General features: G+C 72.1%; 18 protein-coding genes, 1 other RNA gene and 2 pseudogenes. 11 read left to right on the top strand and 10 right to left on the bottom strand.

Annotation, left to right across the window (positions count from 1 at the left end):
• The first annotated feature begins 67 nt into the window (after positions 1-67).
• A complete protein-coding gene (locus tag OHA19_RS28405; protein WP_405752093.1) occupies positions 68-595 on the top strand; it encodes a GNAT family N-acetyltransferase in 528 nt (175 codons plus the stop codon).
• A gap of 244 nt (positions 596-839) precedes the next feature.
• Here the strand turns inward: OHA19_RS28405 and rnpB are convergent.
• Both rnpB and OHA19_RS28395 read right to left on the bottom strand, forming a co-directional pair.
• Positions 840-1,241, bottom strand: an RNA gene (gene rnpB / locus OHA19_RS28400) — RNase P RNA component class A.
• A 55-nt stretch (positions 1,242-1,296) separates the two neighbouring features.
• Positions 1,297-1,865 (bottom strand): annotated as a pseudogene (locus OHA19_RS28395) (Uma2 family endonuclease).
• A gap of 179 nt (positions 1,866-2,044) precedes the next feature.
• On the opposite strand from OHA19_RS28395, the gene OHA19_RS28390 reads away from it, so the two are divergent.
• A complete protein-coding gene (locus OHA19_RS28390; protein ID WP_405712142.1) occupies positions 2,045-2,788 on the top strand; it encodes a MerR family transcriptional regulator in 744 nt (247 codons plus the stop codon).
• Entirely contained in the window at positions 2,785-3,408 is a 624-nt protein-coding gene (locus OHA19_RS28385; protein WP_405712144.1) for a hypothetical protein, read from the top strand. Before OHA19_RS28390 ends, OHA19_RS28385 begins: the two co-directional genes overlap by 4 nt.
• Here OHA19_RS28385 and OHA19_RS28380 read toward each other — a convergent pair.
• Positions 3,353-4,795: an RNB domain-containing ribonuclease gene (locus OHA19_RS28380; RefSeq protein ID WP_405712145.1), complete on the bottom strand. Its 1,443-nt coding sequence runs from the start codon at positions 4,793-4,795 to the stop codon at positions 3,353-3,355. The two genes, OHA19_RS28385 and OHA19_RS28380, sit on opposite strands and share 56 nt — an antisense overlap.
• A gap of 160 nt (positions 4,796-4,955) precedes the next feature.
• Between OHA19_RS28380 and yaaA the strand changes: the two genes are divergently transcribed.
• Positions 4,956-5,756: a peroxide stress protein YaaA gene (gene yaaA / locus OHA19_RS28375; protein WP_405712147.1), complete on the top strand. Its 801-nt coding sequence runs from the start codon at positions 4,956-4,958 to the stop codon at positions 5,754-5,756.
• Between the two features lie 97 nt (positions 5,757-5,853).
• Positions 5,854-6,474, top strand: a complete 621-nt coding sequence (eda, locus tag OHA19_RS28370) for a bifunctional 4-hydroxy-2-oxoglutarate aldolase/2-dehydro-3-deoxy-phosphogluconate aldolase (RefSeq protein WP_405712149.1) — start codon at positions 5,854-5,856, stop codon at positions 6,472-6,474.
• 106 nt (positions 6,475-6,580) lie between these two features.
• On the opposite strand, the gene OHA19_RS28365 is transcribed toward eda, so the two are convergent.
• From OHA19_RS28365 to OHA19_RS28350, 4 genes are all read right to left on the bottom strand, one after another.
• Positions 6,581-7,840, bottom strand: coding sequence for a bifunctional RNase H/acid phosphatase (locus OHA19_RS28365; protein WP_405712151.1), 1,260 nt, complete (start codon positions 7,838-7,840; stop codon positions 6,581-6,583).
• On the bottom strand, positions 7,840-8,583 hold the full coding sequence (locus OHA19_RS28360; protein ID WP_405721401.1) for a zinc ribbon domain-containing protein: 744 nt from the start codon (positions 8,581-8,583) through the stop codon (positions 7,840-7,842). Before OHA19_RS28360 ends, OHA19_RS28365 begins: the two co-directional genes overlap by 1 nt.
• On the bottom strand, positions 8,580-9,422 hold the full coding sequence (locus OHA19_RS28355; protein WP_405712153.1) for a Nif3-like dinuclear metal center hexameric protein: 843 nt from the start codon (positions 9,420-9,422) through the stop codon (positions 8,580-8,582). Before OHA19_RS28355 ends, OHA19_RS28360 begins: the two co-directional genes overlap by 4 nt.
• Before the next feature lie 83 nt (positions 9,423-9,505).
• Positions 9,506-10,546, bottom strand: a complete 1,041-nt coding sequence (locus OHA19_RS28350; protein ID WP_405712155.1) for an ABC transporter substrate-binding protein — start codon at positions 10,544-10,546, stop codon at positions 9,506-9,508.
• A gap of 216 nt (positions 10,547-10,762) precedes the next feature.
• Between OHA19_RS28350 and OHA19_RS28345 the strand changes: the two genes are divergently transcribed.
• Positions 10,763-12,064, top strand: a complete 1,302-nt coding sequence (locus OHA19_RS28345) for a hypothetical protein (RefSeq protein ID WP_405712157.1) — start codon at positions 10,763-10,765, stop codon at positions 12,062-12,064.
• Positions 12,065-12,595: 531 nt separating this feature from the next.
• Here OHA19_RS28345 and OHA19_RS28340 read toward each other — a convergent pair.
• Genes OHA19_RS28340 through OHA19_RS28330 form a run of 3 tightly spaced genes read right to left on the bottom strand, consistent with a single transcriptional unit; the run spans position 12,596 to position 15,575 of the window.
• A complete protein-coding gene (locus tag OHA19_RS28340; protein ID WP_405712159.1) occupies positions 12,596-13,537 on the bottom strand; it encodes a 3-oxoacyl-ACP reductase in 942 nt (313 codons plus the stop codon).
• Positions 13,538-13,576: 39 nt separating this feature from the next.
• Entirely contained in the window at positions 13,577-14,653 is a 1,077-nt protein-coding gene (locus OHA19_RS28335) for a Zn-dependent alcohol dehydrogenase (RefSeq protein WP_405712161.1), read from the bottom strand.
• Positions 14,654-14,702: 49 nt separating this feature from the next.
• Positions 14,703-15,575, bottom strand: coding sequence for a MaoC/PaaZ C-terminal domain-containing protein (locus tag OHA19_RS28330; protein WP_405752090.1), 873 nt, complete (start codon positions 15,573-15,575; stop codon positions 14,703-14,705).
• A 279-nt stretch (positions 15,576-15,854) separates the two neighbouring features.
• Here OHA19_RS28330 and OHA19_RS28325 point away from each other — a divergent pair, with 279 nt between their 5' ends.
• From OHA19_RS28325 to OHA19_RS28305, 5 genes and pseudogenes are all read left to right on the top strand, one after another.
• Positions 15,855-16,805, top strand: a complete 951-nt coding sequence (locus OHA19_RS28325; RefSeq protein ID WP_405712165.1) for an ABC transporter ATP-binding protein — start codon at positions 15,855-15,857, stop codon at positions 16,803-16,805.
• Positions 16,805-17,527, top strand: coding sequence for an ABC transporter permease (locus OHA19_RS28320; protein ID WP_405712167.1), 723 nt, complete (start codon positions 16,805-16,807; stop codon positions 17,525-17,527). The genes OHA19_RS28325 and OHA19_RS28320 overlap by 1 nt, the downstream gene beginning before the upstream one ends.
• 11 nt (positions 17,528-17,538) lie before the next feature.
• On the top strand, positions 17,539-18,897 hold the full coding sequence (locus OHA19_RS28315; protein ID WP_405712169.1) for a sensor histidine kinase: 1,359 nt from the start codon (positions 17,539-17,541) through the stop codon (positions 18,895-18,897).
• Between the two features lie 84 nt (positions 18,898-18,981).
• A pseudogene (locus OHA19_RS28310) lies at positions 18,982-19,122 on the top strand (serine/threonine protein kinase); the annotation flags it as partial.
• Between the two features lie 300 nt (positions 19,123-19,422).
• The gene (locus OHA19_RS28305; RefSeq protein WP_405721403.1) at positions 19,423-20,055 is read left to right on the top strand and encodes a response regulator; all 633 of its coding nucleotides are present in this window, start codon (positions 19,423-19,425) and stop codon (positions 20,053-20,055) included.
• Positions 20,056-20,060: the final 5 nt, after the last annotated feature.

Here is a 20,060-nt window from a genome sequence, read left to right as displayed (position 1 = left end):
CCGACCTCTCGCTGAGACCGTTCGGAGCCGTGCGAGGTGCTCGCGGGCATTGTCGAGGAAGGCCGTCATGACCCATGTGATCGAAATCCCCCACGCCGAGGACGCCGAGTCCCTGGGGCCTGTGCAGTTGAGGGCCTGGCTGCAGACGTATCCCAACGAGGAGGCGGGGATAGACGAGAGATGGATACGTGAGCACCGGGGCTCCTCCGCCGCCGTGGAAGGAATCACTCAGTGGCGTGAGTTCATAGCGGCGGCGAAGCAACGGCCGGACCTGCTGTTCTGCCGTGTCGTCCGCTGCGATACGAAGATCGTCGGTTTCCTTTGCGGCCGCCGGGACGATGTGGTCACCCTCGGGCCGATGTATCTGCTGAACGAGGCCCAGGGCGAAGGTGTCGGGGGGCGACTGATGAGCGAATTCCTGGCCTGGGCAGGAAACGCGTCCATGCGCCTCTGGGTCACCGAGTACAACGAGCGCGCGGTCCGCTTCTACGAGCGCTACGGATTCAAGGCCACAGGTGAACGAGAGATCTGGCGAGGAAGGCTGCCCAACGTGCGCATGATCCGCAACTCCACGTCGAGGGACAACCTCGGCTGAGCCGGGACCCCGCGAGTCGGTGCGCGCCAAGTGTCGGGGCCGACGGCGCCCGTCCCGTCGGCGCGGGTGGTCTCCCGCACCACCCCCGCAACTGAAGGAGCGAGCGGTTGATGGTGTGACACGGGGGTCGGCACTGCTCCTGGCACGGTGGTGGGGGCAGTTCCGAAGCGAGAGCGATCAACGCGCGGAAAGGGCCTCCGACACCGGTCGGAGGCCCTCTCCATGGCGAAGCCGAAGCCAGCGGCAGACGAGTCGGGCTGTACGCCGGGTTCTGTCGCCCGGTCGCCTCGCGGCGGCCGGGGAGACGGCCATCCATCTAGGACCGGCATTGCTGCCGGTCTCGTGCGGTCTACCCGCGAACTCGGGCGGGCAGCCCTCGATCGTTCGCGCAGGGCCGTCTCGCGACGGCCCCTCTTGACCTTGCTCCGGGTGGGGTTTACCTAGCCGCCTGAGTCACCTCAGGCGCTGGTGGTCTCTTACACCACCGTTTCACCCTTACCGAGGACCGGAGTCCTTGGCGGTCTGTTTTCTGTGGCACTGTCCCGCGGGTCACCCCGGGTGGCCGTTAGCCATCACCCTGCCCTGTGGAGCCCGGACGTTCCTCGGGGAGATCCGAGGATCCCCACGCGGCCGTCCGCCCGGCTCGTCTGCCGTGCCGACCATGCTACCCGCCCGGCGCGGGCAGCCGATCGGGGCCGGGTTCAGATGAATTCCTCGGTCTCCAGGTCGAAGGCGAACGGTGCCGGGAGCGCGAGCTGCTTGCCGAACGGGATCGTGCAGTGCTGGCGGTAGTCGTCGCCCTCCGGGTCGCTGAACAGCTCAGCGAGGACTGCTCCCGGTCGACCAGAAGGTAGAGCGGGATGGGTCCGCGGGCGTAACAGTGACGCCTGTCCGTGCGGTCCGCCCTGGGCTTGGTCGAGGTGACCTCGACGACGAGGGACACCCCCTCGCACGGCATCCAGGGGTCGGCTCCCTGGTACAGGCGCAGCTTGGTGGGGGCGAAGGTGCCGTCGGGAATGACGTGGTTCTTGGGGCAGCGCCCGCCACTCGTCAGTTTCAACCCTTTATTTCCGGAAAAGTCCATATCGGTCCGGGCCAGTCTGATCACCTGCTTCATGATCAGGCTGATGTAGTCCTCGTGGTCCCCGTCCGGCGGCGGCGTCACGACGATTTCCCCCTCGATCAGCTCGGCGCGGAAGCCCTCCGGCGTATCCAGCGCCAGGAAGCCCTCCAGCAGGACGTCCGCCTGCGTGAGCGGTTCATGCGGCATGGCAGTCATGTCACGCCCCTTCCTCGGTCGCTCGCCAGATTGGGACATCGCTGGACCCGCCGTCCGTGAGATGGGAGTAGGTCCCTCGATCGTGGCACAGGCGGGTGCGGAGTCGTCGGATACGGAGGGGTGCGGTGAGCGCTTGACCTTGCCGCAGCGTCAAGGTTTCTACTGGGTCCATGCGCATCGGAGAGATAGCCGCGCTCGTCGGGGTCACCTCGCGGGCGGTCCGGCACTACCACCACATCGGGCTGCTTCCCGAGCCCGTCCGCCGGGCCAACGGCTACCGCGTCTACAGCGTGCGGGACGCCGTGGTGCTGGCGCGGATCCGGCGGCTCACCGAGCTCGGGCTCGGGCTGGACGAGGTGCGGGACGTGCTCGCCGACACGGAGGGGCGCGAGCTCATGGAGGTGCTGGCGGGGCTGGACGCGGATCTGGCCCGGCAGGAGAACGAGATCCGGGAGCGGCGGCGTCGGCTGGCCCGGCTGCTGGACGGGCCGGTCTCCGCCGATGAGCCCGTGTCGCCGGCCCTTGCCGAGCTGCTGGGCGCGGTCCCGACGACCGGTTCCCCCATGGCCGCCAAGGACCGCGAGCATCTCGTGCTGCTGGACACCACGGGCGTCGGCGGCGAGATCTACGCCGCGCTGGCGCCGCTGGCCGGGGATCCGGCCCTGCACGTGCTGTACGAGCGGCTGGACGCGCTGGCCGGGGCGGCCGTGGACGATCCCCGGATTCCCCCGCTCGCCGCCGAACTGGCGGATGCGGTGCCGGACGGGGTGCTGGCCGCGATCCCCTCGGACGGGCCGGTCATGACGGGGCTCGGCGAGGCGCTGCTCGACGACTACGCGCCCGCGCAGGCCGAGGTGGTGCGCCGGGTGATGGCGGCCATGGCGGCTCGCGTGGCGGAGAGGCGGGCAAAATGAGTGTGCGCCGGCTCGTCGGGCACGAGATGCGTGCCCTGCACAGTCTCGGGCTGTGGGTACGGGGGCGGCGGCACGGCGTGCCCGAGGGTGCCGTCGCGGTCCCGTACACGGGGCCGCAGACGGCGATGATGTATGGCCTGCTCTTCGTCGCCGTGGTCGAGACGGTGATGCTGGCACTGCTGGTCCCCTGGCCGGTCGTGCACGGTGTGCTGCTCGTACTCGATGTGTACGGGGTGGTGTTCGTCCTGGCCCTGCATGCCTCCTGCGTGACCCGGCCGCATGTGGTGGACGCCGACGGCTCACTGCGGATCCGCTACGGCGGGCGGTTCGACCTGCGGATTCCCGCCGACGCGGTCGCCGGGGCACGGATCGAGCGGCGTTTTCCCGAGGGCGGGCCGGTGCTGCTGGGCACGGACGGGGTGCTCGACCTGGTCGTGGGTGGTCAGACGACGGTGACCGTGGAGCTGGCCGGTCCGGTGGAGTTCGTGCGGCCGATGGGGAGGCGGGGGCTCGCGCGGACCGTCCGGTTCCACGCGGATGATCCGGGGGCCGCCGTGGCCGCGCTCACGCGGGGGCGAAGAGCGCCTTCGCCGAACCAGGATCCGCCCGCGCCAGCCTGACCTGCAGCCGTTCCCCCAGCGGGAGCTTCGCGTCGTCGCTCTCGATCCGGGCGACGACGGCCGGTTCCTCGATGTGGACGGTGCCGGTGGTGGGTTCCTGCTCCGACACGTCGACCACGTACGCGTCGAAGACCTCGCCGATCCGGTCCTTGAGCAGCGCGGCCTCGACCAGGTCGACGCACTCGCGCTCGACGGTGTTGGCGCGCCTGGTTCCGTCCGCCATCTCCTTCGGCAGGCCGGGCAGCGCGGTGCGGACCCACTCGGGCGGGTCCTGTTCCGCGACGGCGGCGAGGCACAGCTCGGCCGCGTACCGGTCGACGAGGCGGCGCAGCGGGGCGGTGCAGTGCGTGTAGTGGTCGGCGACGGCGGCGTGAACGGCGGGGGTGGGGAGTTCGCCGTGGTCGAAGACGGTGTACCCGGCGCCGCGCAGCAGGGTGGTGCACTCCTGGAGGAACGCGGCGTGGCCGGCCTTCCTCGGGTCGAGCGAGCGGACGACCTGGGCGTACGGAACGTGGTGCGGCCAGTCGATGTGCAGCGCCTCGGCGGAGCGGCGGAGCCGGGCCACGGCGCCGTCCGGGGCGACCGGCAGGGTGCGCAGGATGCCGGTTCCGGTCTCGGCCATGAGGTGGGCGGCGGCCATACCGGTCAGCAGGGAGATCTGGGCGTTCCAGCCGTCCGCCGGCAGCGGGGCGCGGAATTCGAGGCCGTAGCCGCCGTCGCGCCCGACGATCTCCTGCTCGGGCACGTTGAGAGAGATGCCGCCGCGGGCGACCTCCTGCTCCTCGCGGAGCCGTCCGATGTCGCGGAGCAGGGCCAGGGACTCCTCGGCGGTGCCGGTGTCGATCTGCCGCTGGACGCCCGCGTAGTCGAGCTTGGCGCGGCTGCGGACGAGGGCCCGGCGCACCGAGGTCGCCACGACCCCGCCCTCGGCGTCGAGGTCGATCCGCCAGAGCGCGGCGGGGCGGGTCTGCCCCGGCAGGAGGCTGGCGGCGCCCTCGGAGAGCAGGGTGGGGTGGAGCGGCACCCTGCCGTCGGGGAAGTAGAGGGTCGCCACCCGGCGGTGGGCCTCGGCATCGAGCGCTCCACCGGGGCGTACGAAGGCCGCGACGTCGGCGATGGCGTAATGCACCCGGTAGCCGTGTCGGCGGCGTTCGAGGTGCATGGCCTGGTCGAGGTCGGTCGAGTCGGGCGGGTCGATGGTGAGGAACGGCAGGTCCGTCGCATCCTCGTGGGCCGATACCACCGGGTCCTTCGCCGCCTGTACCGCTTCGGCGAGGACCTCGGCCGGGAAGTCGTCGGGAAGGTCGAGCTCGGTGCGCAGTTTGCGCAGGGACGCCCCCAGCGGGGTGTCGGCCGGCCCGGTCATGCGGAGGTGGCGGCGGGGCATGGACCGAGCGTAGGTCGGGGCGGGGCGGGCGGCATCCCGGGGAACGGCCCGGACGGTCCTGGTCTACCCGGGTGGCGGCCCGGACGGCTCCGCCGTCCCCGTACGCTGGCGCGGGGGCCTGACCCCGTCGCCCCGACCGTGTGTACGAAGGAGAACCGCCGTGCTCGTGCTGTTGCCGCCCTCCGAAGGAAAGGCCGCTTCGGGGCGCGGTGCTCCCCTGAAGCCGGAGTCGCTGTCGCTGCCGGGCCTGGCGCGGGCGCGGGCAGCGGTGCTCGACGAGCTGGTCGAGCTGTGCACGGCGGACGAGGAGAAGGCCCGCGAGGTGCTCGGGCTGAGCGAGGGGCTGCGCGGCGAGATCGCGAAGAACGTGGAGCTGCGGACAGCCGGAACGCGTCCGGCCGGGGAGGTCTACACGGGCGTGCTGTACGACGCGCTGGACCTGGCCTCCCTGGACGCGGCGGCCAAGCGGCGGGCCGGGAAGTCGCTGCTGGTCTTCTCCGGGCTGTGGGGCGCCGTGCGGGTGGGCGACCGGATTCCGTCGTACCGCTGCTCGATGGGCGTGAGGCTGCCGGGTCTGGGCGCGCTCGGGGCGTACTGGCGCGACCCCATGGCGCAGGTGATGCCTGAGGCGGCCGGGGACGGGCTCGTCCTGGACCTGCGGTCATCCGCCTACACCGCGGCCTGGAAGCCGAAGGGCGAGGTGGCGGAGCGCACGGCGAGTGTGCGGGTGCTGCACTCCCAGCTGGTGGACGGGGTCGAGAAGCGGTCGGTGGTCAGCCACTTCAACAAGGCGACGAAGGGGCGGATGGTCCGCGATCTGCTGGTCTCCGGTGCGCGGCCGAAGGGGCCCTCGGAGCTGGTGGAGACCCTGCGCGGGCTCGGGTACGTGGTGGAGGCCGAGGCTCCGGCGCGGGCCGGGCGGGCGTGGTCGCTCGATGTCGTGGTGACGGAGATCCACTGAGACCGCGGTCGGCCGGGGTGTGCGTCACCGAGCACCGAGCGTTGCACCATGCGCAACACTCGTTGCGTACAGTGTGGTCGTCGCGCAAGATGAGCGCATGACCTCCTCTGTGCTGGACCTTGCCCCCGTCGTGCCCGTAGTCGTCCTGGAGGACGCCGCCGACGCGGTGCCGCTCGCGCGGGCCCTGGTCGCGGGCGGACTCCCGGCCATCGAGGTGACGCTGCGCACCGCCGCGGCACTGGACGCGATCAGGGCGATCGCGGCCGAGGTGCCGGACGCGGTGGTCGGGGCCGGCACGGTGATCTCCGTGCGGAATGTCGCCGACACCGTCGCCGCGGGGGCCCGGTTCCTGGTCAGCCCCGGCTGGACGGAGCAGCTGCTGGACGCGATGAAGGCCTCGGGGGTGCCGTTCCTGCCGGGCGTCTCCACGACGTCCGAGGTGGTCGCGCTGCTGGAGCGCGGGGTCACCGAGATGAAGTTCTTCCCGGCCGAGGCGGCCGGCGGCACGGCGTATCTGAAGGCGCTCTCCGCTCCGCTGCCGCAGGCCCGGTTCTGCCCGACCGGCGGCATCTCGCTCGCCTCTGCGCCGTCGTATCTGGCGCTGCCCAACGTCGGCTGCGTGGGCGGCAGTTGGATGGTCCCGGCGGACGCTGTCGCGGCGAAGGACTGGGCTCGGGTGGAGCGGCTGGCGAGCGAGGCGTCGGCGCTGCGCGGCTGATCCCCCCTACCCGCCCCTTCCCGGAACCGGGGCTCCGCCCCGGACCCCGGCGGGCACTGCTGTCCCGCCGGGACCAAGACCGGGCGACGCTCACCCCGCCCCCGCCTCACCGCAAGTGCGATGTGTCGTTCACCAGCCGGACCGACGCGTTCCCGTCCGCGTAGTACGCCACCGCCGAGACCGAGGCCGCCGAGAGCTCCATCCGGAACATGGCCTCCGGCGGGGCGCCGAGCGCCAGGCGGACCAGGGTCTTGATCGGTGTCACATGGGTGACCAGGAGGACCGTGCGGCCCGCGTAGCGGGTGGTGAGGCGGTCGCGGACGGCCGACACCCGGCGGGTGACCTCGGCGAAGCTCTCGCCGCCACCGGTGGGGGCCGCCCTCGCGGAACCCAGCCAGGCGTCCAGGTCGGGGCCGTAGCGCTCACGTACCTCGGCGAAGGTCAGGCCCTCCCAGTCGCCGAAGTCCGTCTCGCGCAGGCCCTCCTCGATCCGGACCTCCAGACCGAGCCGGGCGGCCACCGCGGCCGCCGTTTCGCGGCAGCGGCGCAGCGGGGAGCTGACGATCTCCTCGACCGTGCCGCGGGCGGCCAGTGACCGGGCGATGCACTCGGCCTGGTGGCGGCCGGCCGCCGACAGCTCGGGGTCGCTGCCGCCGCTGCCCGAGAACCGCTTCTCGGGGGTGAGGGCGGTCTCGCCGTGCCGGAGCAGCACGAAGGTGGCGGGCGCCCCCAGATCGGGTGCCGCCGCCCAGCCGACCTGGGGGGCCGACGGGGAGGCCGTGGCCGGCCGGGAGGCCAGGGCCGCGCGGGCCTTCGCCGCGCCCGCCGCCGCGTCACCGGGCGGGCCCGAGACCGGCGGCAGAGCGGAGGCCACCGAGGGCCGGGAGGTGTCGAGGGCGGCCGTCGACGCCGACGGCTCCCACTGCTTGCCGCGCTTGCCCGCGTCCATCGCCTCGTTGGCGAGCCGGTCGGCGTGCTTGTTCTTCTCGCGCGGGATCCACTCGTACGTGACGGCGGAGGCCGGCAGGATCCTGGCGGCCTCCGCCGCGAGCGGCTTCATGTCGTGGTGCTTGATCTTCCAGCGGCCCGACATCTGTTCCACGACCAGCTTGGAGTCCATCCGGACCCGCACCCGGACCGCGCCGTCCGCCGAGGCGTCCGGCACCAGCGCCTTCGCCGCCTTCAGGCCCGCGATGAGGCCCTTGTACTCGGCGACGTTGTTCGTCGCGACACCGATGTACTCGGCGGCCTCGGCGAGGGTCTCCCCCGTCACCGGATCGATGACGACCGCTCCGTAACCGGCGGGCCCGGGGTTGCCCCGGGATCCGCCGTCGGCCTCGATGACGAACTGGCGCGGCTGGGTCATTACAGGCCCGACTCCGCCGTACGGACCAGGATGCGGTGGCAGTTCTCGCAGCGCAGGACGGTGTCCGGGGAGGCCGCCTTCACGTCGTTGACCTCGGTGATGTTCAGTTCGAGGCGGCAGCCCTCGCAGCGGCGCTGGTAGAGGCGGGCGGCGCCGACCCCGCCCTGCTGGGCGCGGAGCTTGTCGTACAGCTTCATCAGGTCCGCGGGGACGGAACCGGCGACGACCTCGCGCTCCTTGGTGACGGTCGCGGCCTCCTCGTCGAGCTCCTTGGTCGCGGCGTCGCGGCGGGCGGTCGCGTCGTCGGTCTTGGCCTGGACGGCGGAGACCCGGTCGGACAGCTCGGTGACGCGCTCCTGGGCGGACTCGCGGCGCTCCATCACTTCGAGGACGACGTCCTCCAGGTCGCCCTGGCGCTTGGCGAGCGAGGCGATCTCGCGCTGGAGGCTCTCCAGGTCCTTCGGCGAGGTGATCGCGCCGGAGTCGAGACGCTGCTGGTCGCGGGCGGCGCGCTGGCGCACCTGGTCGACGTCCTGCTCGGCCTTGGTCTGCTCGCGGGCGGTGTCGCTCTCCTCGGTCTGCGAGGCGACCAGCAGGTCGCGCAGTTGCGAGAGGTCGCTGGTGAGCGACTCGATCTCGGCGTGCTCGGGCAGCGACTTGCGCCGGTGCGCGAGCTGCGACAGGCGTACGTCGAGGGCCTGGACGTCGAGGAGTCGGATCTGGTCGGCGGGCGCGGCGTTCAGTTGGGGGCTCCAGAAGAGTGGTGGGTGGTGGTGGTCCAGGGGTCGGTGACCTGCTTCGAGACGTGGACCCGCAGGTCCCATCCGTGGCGGTCGGAAATCGCGTCGAGCTGTGCCGCGGCCTGCTCGCACCAGGGCCATTCGGTGGCCCAGTGGGCGGCGTCGATCAGGCCGAGCGGGGAGTGCTGGACGGCTTCGGAGGCCGGGTGGTGGCGCAGGTCGGCGGTGAGGAAGGCGTCGACTCCCGCGGCGCGCACCGCGTCGAAGAGGCTGTCGCCGGAGCCGCCGCTCACGGCGACGGTGCGCACCGTCGCCGCCGGGTCCCCGGCGAGCCGGATGCCCTGCGCGGTGGCGGGCAGCCGGGCGGCCGCTCGGGCGGCGAACTCGGCCAGCGTCTCGGGGTGGTCGAGCACGCAGATCCGACCGAGGCCGCGCCGCCCCTCGTGGTCGGACGGGTCCGGCACGAGGGGGCCTTCGACGCGCAGGTCGAGCGCACCGGCCAGGGCGTCGGAGACGCCCGGGTCGGCGGTGTCGGCGTTGGTGTGGGCGACGTGCAGGGCGATGTCGTGCTTGATGAGGGTGTGCACGACCCGGCCCTTGAAGGTGTCGGCGGCGACCGTCGTCGTACCCCGCAGATAGAGCGGGTGGTGGGTGACGATCAGCTGGGCGCCGAGCCGGATCGCCTCGTCGGCGATCTCGTGGACGGGGTCGACGGCGAAGAGCACGCGGTCGACGGGTGCGTCGGGGTCTCCGCAGACGGTGCCGACCGCGTCCCAGCTTTCGGCCCGCTCGGGCGGCCAGAGAGCGTCGAGCTCGGCGAGGACATCAGACAGACGGGGCACAAGCAAAGGCTACCTGCCCTCCGTGCCCCGTCGCCCATGGCTGTGGCGGTCCGTGCGGACCGCCACGGTCTGCTCGGGAACGGTTACTTCACGAGGTCGGCGCGGAGGTCGTCGAGGACCAGGTCCGCGGCCGTGACACCGAGGCCGAGGTACCAGGTCTCGTCGGAGACGTTCTTGGCCCGGCCCTCCTTGACGGCCTTGAGGTTCTTCCACAGCGGGTTGGCCTGGGTGGTGTCGCGCTTGGTGGCCTTCACGTCGCCGTAGACACCGGTGAAGATCCAGTCGGCGTCGGCCTCGTCGATCTTTTCCGGGCTGATCTCCGCGGCGAGGTCGTCGATCTGCTGGTTCTTGGGCCGCGGCAGACCGGTGTCGTCAAGGATGGTGCCGATGAAGGACGCCTTGGCGTAGAGCCGGATGCGGTCCGGCAGGTAGCGGACCATGGAGATGGTCGGCTTGTCCGGGCCGATGTCCTCGCCGAGCTTCTTGGCCTTCGCCTCGTAGGCGCCGAGTTCGCTCTTCGCCTTGGCCGTCCGGTCCAGCGCGGCGGCGTTGAGGAGGTAGTTCTCCTTCCAGGTGAAGCCCGGACGGATGGAGAACACGGTCGGCGCGATCTTGGAGAGCGCCTCGTACTTGTCGGCGGCGCGCAGCTGGCTGCCGAGGATCAGGTCGGGCTTCAGGCCGGCGATCGCCTCGAGGTTGAGGTTGTTGATCGTGCCGACGTTCTTCGGGTTGCCCGCGTCCTTCTTCAGGTACGAGGGGATGGCCGCGTCGCCCTCGGAGGGGGCGTAGCCGACCGGCTTCACGCCCAGCGACACGACGTTGTCGAACTCGCCGACGTCCAGCACGACGACGCGCTTGGGGGCGGACTTGATCTCCGTCTTGCCCATGGCGTGGGTGAGGGTCCGGGGGAACTGGCCGGCCGCGGCGTCCGTCCCGTACGCCGCCGTCTTCTTCGCCGCGTCACCGAAGTCCTTGCCGCCGGTGGCGACGGCCGCCTTCTTGTCGCCGCCGTCCGACTTGGCCGAGCCGCCCGACTTCCCGTCGTCGCTCCCGCAGGCCGAGAGGGAGAGGGCGGCGGCGACCGCCAGGCCGACTGCGGCAGTACCACGACGACGAAGGGACATCACTTGCTCCAGTTGTAAAGGTCACGCAGGCGTAAGGGGCACACAGGCATTTATTAGGACTGCCTAACCTTACCCATCCGCCTCACACACAGCACAACCACCCCCTCCCTCTCCGGCGAATCAGGGCATCACCACCCTTATGTGTGAAGAGGCGGGTCTCGTGTTGTTCGGCAGGAAGTGCGAAAACTAACTTCGGTTGCCGGAGGTGATCAGCCCATGACTGCCTGTGCAATCGAGAGCGGGGCCGCGGAGGCGACCGGGGCCGCCGGAGACCCCGAGGTCCCCGGAGAAACGGTCCTGGAGGACAGCGCGCCGGACGACCCGCCGGACGACCCCGGCGGGCCGGACGACCCGCCCCTCGAAGCGGCCGCCGTCACGCTGCCCGTCACGCCCGCGTTCACGATCTCCGCGGACGGTTCGTACGCGGCCCGGCTCGCGCTCGCGAAAGTGGCGGCGGATCCGTCCGACGGGGCGGGCGAGGCGTGGTTCGTGGAGCGCTGGACGCTCGACGGGCACGAGCCGTACGCCGTGCCGCTCCCCCTCGGCCAGCCGGAGGAGCCGGACTCCGAGGTGCTGCCGCTGGCCGACGGGCGGGTGCTGATCCGGCGCCGGGTCGCGGACCGGCACACGGTGTCGCTGCTCTATCCGACCGGCCCCGGGACCGGTGAACTCCCGCTCGGCACCGTCGAATCCGCGGAGCTGACCCTGCTGCCGCCCTCGCCGGACGGCGTGAGCGCGTACGCGCTGTCGGCCGGCGCGCACACCACCTCCGTCTGGCTGGTGGCGGGCGGCGCCTTCGGGCCCGAGCCGGTCGCGGAGGTTCCGGGGCGCTGTTCCGGCGGCGTCTGGCTGGACCGGGCCGGCCGGATGCTGGCCCTGGACCGGGAGATGCCGGGCGGCGGCCCGGTCAAGGCGGTCGCCGTGGACCTGGAGCGGGGCGGCGAGGTGACGCCGCTGCTGCAGATCGCCCCGGACAGCAACGACCGGCTGCTGCTCGCCGACCCGGACAGCGGGCTGCTGCTGATCCGCTCGGACGCGCCTGGGCACGACCGGCTGGGGTGGGGCGTGCTCGGCAGCTGTCTGCCGGTGCGCTTCCCGGAGTGCCTGCGCCCGGCCGATGTGGCGGTGACGCCGTTCGCCGTGCAGCCGGGCCAGATGCTGATGCCGGAGAGCTGTGCGGTGGCGCTGCGGATCGACGGCGCTGCGGGCAGCTGGGTCGGGGTCTGGCGCCCGGCCGGGCGCCGGCTGCACCAACTCGCCGCCCCCGAGGGGTGGCAGGCCGGCCGCGGGGTGTGGACCCGGGACGGCGTGCTCGGGCTCCCGTACGCCGACGGGGACGTGGCGTGCGGTGTGGCCCTGCTGGAGGCGCCGGTGGACGACGAACGCGGCGTGTGGCCATCGTCGGCACCCGGAGCGGGAAGCGGTATGCAACCGTCCGCCGACGCCACGCCTCTACCCGTGTGCAAGCCGGTTCCGCTGGGCCAGGCGCCTCTCACGGGGCGCATGGTGCCTGGTTGAGACCGACCGGCAAGTGGGGGGGGTGGGAAAAGGAGCGGGGCTGGGTGCGTACGGCTGCAAGGCGGAGGATTGAGGCATGGCAGAGCCATGGTGATTGACGACAACGCCGCAGATGCGCGTGCCCAGCCCCGCGACGCCGCCCCCCGATTGCCGGTCGGTCTAAGATCTGGGCCCGGGCTGCGCAGCCGTGTCCGACGGTGACCGTGCCGGGGCGCGGCCGGCGTGATGGGCCTGGTGACACACATATGCAAGCGATCACAACGGGGTGACTTCCCACATGTCTGAAGCCCGAACCGACCCGACCCAGACGCGTCCGGCCGACGCCGACCGGGCCGAAGCCGGCGGCTACGGAAAACACCGAGGGGATGAGTCGGTGGACGACACGTCCGCACAGCCGCACGGCCGCCACCGTCGCCCCTCCGAGGGGGAAAGCCGGGCGGCCTGACCGCGCGGAACATCGACGAGGGACGGATGGGCCCCGGCAGCCGGCTCCGGCTGCCGGGGCCCATCCGTTTTCCCCGGGCGCCGCCGTCAACCCCGTTTCAGGCCGAGCACCTCCGCCGCGGCGAAGGTCTCGTTCGGCGGGCGGTCCTCGTAGTACGGCGAGATCAGCTCGTCCAGTTCGTCGAAGGAGAACGTCTCCTTCGACGAATCGAACTTCGCCGCCACCCTGGGGCGTTCGACGATCGCGACCATCCCGCCGTGCACCACGAGCAGCTGCCCGTTGACCTTGGCGGCGGCCGGGGAGGCCAGATAGCCGACCAGCGGCGCGACATGCTCGGGGGCGAGCGCGTCGAGCCGGCCGTCCGTCGGTTCCTGGAAGCCCGCGAAGACGTCCTCGGTCATCCGGGTGCGGGCCCGCGGGCAGATGGCGTTGGCGGTGACGCCGTACCTGGCCAGGGCCAGGGCCGTGGAGGTGGTGAGGCCGACGATGCCGCCCTTGGCCGCCGCGTAGTTCGGCTGGCCCGCCGAGCCGGCCAGGAACGCCTCGGACGAGGTGTTGATGATCCGTCCGTGGACCGGGCCGCCGGACTCCTTGGAACGGCTACGCCAGTGCGCGGCGGCGAAGTGCGTGGTGTTGAAGTGGCCCTTGAGGTGGACCCTGATGACCGAGTCCCACTCGTCCTCGGTCATCGAGAAGATCATCCGGTCGCGCAGGATGCCCGCGTTGTTGACCAGGATGTCGAGCTTTCCGTAGGTGTCGACGGCCAGTTCCACCAAGGCGCGGGCCTGTTCGTGGTCGGAGACGTCGCCGAGGTGCGCGACCGCCCGGCCGCCCGCGGCCCGGATCTCCTCGGCGACCTCCTCGGCGGGCGTCGCGGACGCCTCGCCGGAGCCGTCGCGGCCCGGCTGCCCGTAGTCGTTGACGACCACGGACGCGCCCAGCCCCGCCAGTTCCAGCGCTTCGGCGCGTCCGAGGCCGCGGCCCGCGCCGGTGACGATCGCGGACATGCCGTCCAGGGGAAGTGACATCGGAATCTCTCCAGTCCTCTCGGAAGGGGCGGGCGGTGGTCAGAGCTCGACGCAGGTGCGCAGCGACTCGCCGGTCCGCATCTGGTCGAGCGCGTCGTTGATCCCGTCGAGCCGCACCCGGTGGGTGATCATCGATTCGAGGTCGATCCGGCCGGCCCGCCAGAGCGCGATGGCCCGTTCGTACGAGCGGAGCACGTCGCCCCCGCCGTACATGGAGGGCAGGATCCGCTTCTCGTCGAAGAACAGCTCGAACATGTTGACCTGGAAGTTGTCGTCCATCGCGCCCGCACCGACGACGCACAGGGTGCCGCCGCGCCGGGTGTTCTCGTACGCGGTGCGTGCGGTGGCCGACTTGCCGACGACCTCGAAGACGTAGTCGAAGCCCTCGCCCGCGGTGATCCGCTGCTTGGCGTCGGCGAACTCGTCGGGCGACACCGCCTCGGTCGCGCCGAACCGCAGCGCCGCCTCACGCCGCGACGCGACCGGGTCCACGGCCACGATCTGGGCGGCGCCCTGCACCCTGGCGCCCTGGATGGTGGAGATGCCCACGCCGCCGCAGCCGATCACGGCGACCGACGAACCGGCCTCCACCCGCGCGGTGTTGATGGCCGCGCCGAGCCCGGTGGTCACCCCGCAGCCGATCAGCGCGGCGATCTCGAACGGTACGTCGTCCGGGATCGGCACCGCGCAGCCCGCGCCGACGACGACCTCCTCGGTGAAGGTGCCGGTGCCCGCGAAGCCGAACACATCGCCGCCGGGACGCTTGAAGTTGGGGGTGCCCGCGTTCATGAAGCCGGCCAGGCAGAGCTGGGTCTGACCCCGCTTGCAGGACGGACACGCCCCGCAGGCGGGCAGCCAGCAGACCAGTACCCGGTCCCCGGCGCTCAGCCCGGTGACGCCGTCGCCCACGTCCATGACCTCGCCGGCGCCCTCGTGGCCCGGGATGAACGGGGCGGGTTGCGGCAGCACCCCGCTCATCGCGGAGACGTCGGAGTGGCACAGACCGGTGGCCCGGATGCGGAGCCTGACCTTGCCGGGGCCGAAGCCCACCGCCTCGACGTCGTCGAGGACTTCGAGTTTCTCCTGGCCTATCTCGTGCAGTACGGCTGCGCGCATGGTGCGGCTCCCCTCATGGGCCTGCGGTCCTCTTGGAGTCGGTTCGGGTTCAGGAGTGTTCGACGAAGGTGTCGCCGAGGACCACGGCGTTGTCCCGCTCCACGGCCCTCACCTCGACGCGCACCTGGTTCTCGGCGGTCCACATCTCGATGCGGAGGGTCTCGCCGGGGAAGACGATCCCGGCGAAACGGGTGCGGTAGGAGCGGATACGGGTCACATCGCCGCCGAGGACCGTGTCGGTGACGGCCTTGAGCGTGATGCCGTAGGTGCACAGTCCGTGCAGGATCGGCCGGTCGAAGCCGGCGCGCGCGGCGAACTCGGGGTCGGCGTGCAGCGGGTTCCAGTCCCCGGAGAGGCGGTACAGCAGCGCCTGGTCCGGGCGGACGGGCCGTTCCACGATGTGGTCCGGGGCGATCGCGGGGTACGCGACCCGCTCGGACGGGCCGCGCTCACCGCCGAAGCCGCCCTCGCCCCGGACGTAGATCTGGGCGTCGTTGGTCCACAGCGGGCCCTCGTCGTCGGCTGCCTCGGTGCGCAGCACCAGCACGGCCGCCTTGCCCTTGTCGTACACCGCGGCGACCTTCGAGGTCTGTACGGCGCTGCCCTTCACCGGGATCGGCCGGTGCACCCGTACGCTCTGCCCGCCGTGCAGGACCGCGGCGAGGTCGATGTCGATGCCGGGCGAGGAGAGCCCGCCGACGACACCCATGCCGGCGCCCGCGACGGTGGCGAAGGAGGGCAGCACCTGGAGCCTGGACTCCAGCGTGTAGCGCAGCTCGTCGGGGTCGGTCGCGGCATCGGCACGGTCGGGGCCGGAGCCCGCACCGATCCCGAGGTGGTAGAGCTGGACGTCCTTGTGGCCCCAGCTGATCCGGGTGGATCGGGGTTCGGCGGCGAGAGCCTTTTCGGCATCAATGGGCATGGGAGAGCTGCTCCTTGATGGTGGGAAGACCTCGGCGCGGCCGTCCGCACCGTCGGCCGCACCGAGGTCGCGCGGGACCGGCCGCAACGCCCGTTCTAGAACGCGTTCTAGCCGATGAACCCATGTATAACGCAGCGCCCAGCAGTTGGGAAGACCAGTGCTGACGCAGCGTCAGATTCCTTGCCGGGCCTGCCTCCGCCCGGCCATGACATATGTCATGGCGAAGTCCGTACACAGCCGTCTGCCGGGGTCCATGGCGATCTCCGTAACGTCGGGTTCATGACGCAGACAACGGGGAACGGAGCCGCGGTGGACCTCACCGGGGTGGTCAGGACATTCGGCCGGGCGGAGCGCCGCGTACGGGCCGTGGACGGGATCGACCTGTCCATCGGCCGCGGCGAGACCGTCGCCCTGCTCGGCCGCAACGGAGCGGGCAAGTCCAGCACCATCCGGCTGCTGCTCGGCCTCGACCAGCCGGATTCCGGCACGGTGCGGGTGCTGGGCCGGACCGCCGACCACGCGGTGCGGGACGGTCTGGTCGGCGCCATGCTCCAGGACGGGCGGCCCATCCAGCGGGTCACCGTCCGCGAGCTGGTCGACTTCGTCGCCTCGACCTATCCGGAGCCGATGCCGGTCTCCGAGGCGCTGGCGCTGGCGGGCGTGAGCGAGTACGCGAACCGGCGCATCGACAAGCTCTCCGGCGGCCAGACCCAGCGCGTCCGCTTCGCCGTCGCGCTGGCCGGCAATCCGGAGCTGATCGTCCTGGACGAGCCGACCGCCGCCCTGGACGTGGAGGCGCGCCGCACGTTCTGGGACTCGATGCGGGCCTACGCCCGGCGCGGCAACACCGTCCTGTTCTCCACCCACTATCTGGAGGAGGCCGACGAGAACGCCGACCGGATCGTCGTCATCGACCGGGGCCGGATCGTCGCTGACGGCACCGGCGACGCGATCCGGGGCTCGGCGGGCCGCAGCCTCGTCTCCTTCGACCTGGCGGGCGGGCCGACCGGGGGCCTGGAGCTGCTGCCCGGCGTGGTCTCCGTCGAGGTGTCCGGGGACCGGGCACTGCTGTACACCGACGACTCGGACGCCACCGTCCGGGAACTGGCCCGCCTGGACGCGATCCGCGACCTCCAGGTCTCCCGGGCCACGCTGGAGGACGCGTTCCTCTCCCTCACCGCACCGGCCACCGCGACGCCCATGACCGATTCCCAGAGGGAGACCGTGTGATGTTCCGCTACATCGTGCTCGAAATCCGCCGGACCCTGCGCGACGCCACCTTCCTGATCTTCGGGACCGGGATGCCGGTGATGATGTACCTGGTCTTCACCAACATCGGCGGCGGCTCCGGCGTGGACGGCTGGAAGACCGCCTCGATGGTCGGCATGGCCGCGTACGGGGCGCTGGGCTCCGCCATGTCGATCGGTACGGGGGTCGCCTCCGACAAGACCCTGGGCTGGCTCCAGCAGTTGCGGGTCACTCCGCTCGCGCCTTCGCAGGCGGTCGTGGGCCGTGCGATCAGCGGTTCGGTGACGGTCCTGCCGACGATCTTCACGGTGCTGCTGGCCGGCGGGCTGGTCAACGGGGTGCGGCTGGACGCCTGGCAGTGGATCGCACTGGCGGTGCTGCTGTGGATCGGCGCGCTGCCGTTCACCCTGCTCGGCCTCGGCAACGGCTACCGGCTCACCCCACAGGGCACCGGAGTGGTCAACGTGGCCTGCCTGATGGGCTTCGGGATCGTCGGCGGTCTGTGGTTCCCGCTGGAGCTGCTGCCCGAATGGCTGCGCTCCATCGGCAGGTTCACCCCGGCCAACCGCTTCGCCGACCTGGGGTGGGCGACCACCACGGGCCACGCGCCCGGCGCCGGAACGATCGCGGTGCTCAGCGCCTGGCTCCTGCTGTTCGGCACGTACGCCGTGATCTCGTACCGTCGGTCCGCGAGGACCGTGTGACAGGAGTGGACATGGCCAGGAACGGAACGGACACACCCGCGGGCGGCCGGCCGGGCCCGTGGCGCCGCCGGCGCAGGAGGGGCGAGGAGCGGCGCCCCGGCCCGCCCGGCCCGTTCGCCCTGCTGCCCTGGCTGCTGATGGGGATGGGCTCCTTCTCCAATCTCTTCCAGGGCGAGGCGGCCAATCCCTGGCTCGGTGGTCTGGGACTGCTCGCCTTCAACTCCCTCTACGTCTCCGTGGTGTTCCGCGGCTTCCGCAAGGAGAAGCGCGAGAGCCCGGTGTCGTACTGGCTGCTCGCCGCGATGGCCGCCATCACCCTCGCGCTGGCGATCGGCTACGGCGGGAGCTGGCTGCTCTTCTTCCCGCTGCTCTCGCTGGCCTGCGGCGCCATCCTGCGCAACCGGCAGCTGGCGGTCGGCGTGCTCACGCTCGCCGCGGTCGCCACCGCCGTGGCGGTGTGGCGCGGCAACGGCAGCTCGGACCCGTGGACGATCGGCTACGGCACCTTCATCTCGGGAGCGGTGACCGCCGCGATCCTCACCCTCGCGGAGACCGTGATGGAGCTGCGCGCCACCCGGCAGGAACTGGCCCGTACCGCCGTCGAGAAGGAGCGGCTGCGCTTCTCCCGCGACCTGCACGACCTGCTGGGCCACACGCTCTCGGTGATCGTGGTCAAGTCGGAGGCCGCCCGCCGGCTCGCGCCGCGCGACGTGGACGCCGCGCTCGCCCAGGTCGCCGACATCGAGTCCGTCGGCCGCCAGGCGCTCACCGAGATCCGTGAGGCCGTCACCGGCTACCGGGAAGGCAGCCTGGCCACCGAACTGGACCGGGCCCGGTCCGCCCTGACCGCCGCCGGCATCGAACCGGTGCTCCGCCGCTCGGGGCCGCCGCTCGCCCCGCAGACGGAGGCGCTGCTGGGCTGGGTGGTGCGGGAGGCGGTCACCAACGTGGTGCGCCACTCCCATGCCACCACCTGCTCGTTCACGGTCGCCGGCAACGCCGACCGGGTCCGCCTGACGGTCACCGACGACGGCCGCGGCCCGGACGTCCCTCCCGTCCCCGGCATCGGCGGCACCGGCCTGACCGGCCTCACCGAACGCCTCGCCACGGCGGGCGGCTCGCTCCGGGCGGGCCCGGAGCCCGGCGGCGGCTTCGCCGTCACGGCGGAACTGCCGGTGGACGGACCGGGGCCGGACGGGCAGGAGGAGCCGGAGGAGCCGGACGGGTCACACGGGTCGGACGGGTCGCACGGGTCGCACGGGTCGGACGGACCGGACGGACCGGACGGACCGGGCGGATGCGACGGGTCGGACAGGTCGGAACCGTCGGATGAACCGGAACCGTCGGAAGGGCCCGGCGTGAGCGCCTGAGTGCCGCGTCACGCGACGTATCCGGCAAGGGCACCGGAAGCGGTCCGCCTCCGGAGAGACGGGCCGCCGTCCGGTCAGCCCATGATCCGCCCCACCGCCGGCATCTGGGCCTTCGGCGTCCTCGCCCGCCTCGTCCTGACCGGCACGCTGCCGCTTCCCGGCGGCACCCGGGCCGCCCGCAGGGACGCCGTGGTGCGCTACGCCCGCGGCACCGATCCCTTACGTTGGCAGCGTCTGCTTCTTCACCGCCGCCGACGGAGGCGGCCGCATGTGCGCCTGGGAGGGCGACGAGAGGGACTGGCTGGAAGGCGAGACCCGGTGCAGCCGGTCGAGCCGGCGACATCCACGCCTCCCAGGTCATCTATTACGCCGAGAAGTACTTGAAGAACCGCCTCGGCTGCGTGCCCGCGGGCAGGCGCGTCAACCTCTCCGCTCCGGCCGGCCCTCGTTCGCACGTCTGGGCCAAGCGCTGCTGCCCCCCGCCCGCTCCGCCGTCCCGGGCCCTACGCTGGGGGCGTGAACGAGATGCCGCAGGATCACCCGCCGGCCACGTCCGTGCGGGTGCTGCTCGCCGAGGACCAGGGGATGATGCGGGGCGCGCTCGCGCTGCTGCTCGGCCTGGAGCCGGACATCGAGGTCGTGGCGCAGGTCGGTGCCGGGGACGAGATCGTGGACGCCGCGCTGCTGTCCCGGCCGGACGTGGCGCTTCTGGACATCGAACTGCCGGGCCGCAGCGGGCTGGACGCCGCCGCCGATCTGCGCACGGAGGTGCCGGACTGCCGAGTGCTGATCCTGACCACGTTCGGCCGCCCCGGCTATCTGCGCCGGGCGATGGAGGCCGGGGCGGCGGGGTTCCTCGTCAAGGACGGTCCGGTCGAGGAGCTCGCCGTCGCGATCCGCCGGGTGCTGAGCGGGGAGACGGTGATCGACCCGGCGCTGGCCGCCGCCGCGCTCAGCGCCGGCCCCAGCCCGCTGACCGCGCGGGAGCGGGACGCGTTGAACGCCTCGGTGGACGGGGCGACGGTCGCCGACATCGCGGCGAAGCTGCATCTGTCCGAGTCGACGGTGCGCAACTACCTGTCGGCGGCGATCGGCAAGACCGATACACGCAACCGGATGGAGGCGGTCCGGGCCGCTCGGCAGCAGGGGTGGCTCTGAGGGCT

Source organism: Streptomyces sp. NBC_00012 (assembly GCF_045040875.1).
Lineage (GTDB): Bacteria > Actinomycetota > Actinomycetes > Streptomycetales > Streptomycetaceae > Streptomyces.
Note: the sequence above shows the minus strand (reverse complement) of the source record. Positions and strands in the feature narration are given on the sequence as shown.